The 1,014-nt window shown below is 47.1% G+C and carries 2 protein-coding genes and 1 riboswitch; both genes read left to right on the plus strand.

Translation table 11 applies throughout. From position 1 onward, the window contains the following. Positions 1-9: 9 nt before the first annotated feature. Positions 10-111: riboswitch (purine riboswitch) on the plus strand. Between the two features lie 141 nt (positions 112-252). Beyond that, positions 253-741 carry a 5-(carboxyamino)imidazole ribonucleotide mutase gene (gene purE, locus ACWHAR_RS23395; protein ID WP_041056904.1) on the plus strand — a complete coding sequence of 163 codons (489 nt, stop codon included), beginning with the start codon at positions 253-255 and terminating at the stop codon, positions 739-741. After that, on the plus strand, positions 734-1,014 hold a 281-nt coding region (locus tag ACWHAR_RS23400), incomplete at its 3' end, for an NAD(P)-dependent oxidoreductase (protein WP_452087990.1). The genes purE and ACWHAR_RS23400, both read left to right, overlap by 8 nt.

Here is a 1,014-nt window from a genome sequence, read left to right on the forward strand (position 1 = left end):
TAAGATAAACATGAAATCAAAACACGACCTCATATAATCTTGGGAATATGGCCCATAAGTTTCTACCCGGCAACCGTAAATTGCCGGACTATGCAGGAAAGTGATCGATAAAACTGACATGGATATATCGCAGAAGCGAACGACTGACGATACATGTACCATGCCCGGTTTGTATTGCTTCCTCATAAGTGCAATGCAGAGCGGGTATTTTTTATTTTCTGAAAACAAAAGCATTAGAAGGTGGGGAACAGAATGCAGCCGCTGGTAGGAATCATCATGGGAAGCACTTCCGATTGGGAGACAATGAAACACGCATGCGACATACTTGACGAACTCAATGTTCCGTACGAAAAAAAGGTCGTTTCCGCTCACCGGACGCCTGATTTCATGTTTGAATATGCTGAAACTGCTAGAGAAAGAGGCATCAAGGTGATTATTGCCGGTGCCGGAGGAGCGGCGCATCTGCCAGGGATGACGGCTGCGAAAACAACACTGCCAGTCATTGGAGTTCCGGTTCAGTCTAAGGCGCTGAACGGAATGGATTCACTTCTTTCCATCGTCCAAATGCCTGGAGGCGTGCCTGTTGCGACAACATCCATCGGCAAAGCGGGTGCTGTGAACGCAGGCCTGTTAGCGGCGCAAATTTTGTCAGCATTTGACGAAGACCTTGCCCGTAAGCTGGATGAGAGAAGAGAAAATACAAAACAGACAGTGTTAGAAAGCAGTGATCGGCTTGTCTAAACAAATCATCTATCCGGGAGCTGTAATCGGCATTATCGGCGGCGGCCAGCTTGGGAAAATGATGGCTGTGTCCGCCAAACAAATGGGGTATAAAGTCGCGGTCGTTGATCCGGTGAAAGATTCGCCGTGCGGGCAGGTTGCGGATATCGAAATTACCGCTCATTATAATGACCGTGAAGCGATTCGAAAATTGGCTGAAATCAGCGATATCATCACATATGAGTTTGAAAACATCGACTATGATGCGCTGCATTGGCTAAAAGATCATGCGTA

Source organism: Bacillus sp. LR--39 (assembly GCF_053613335.1).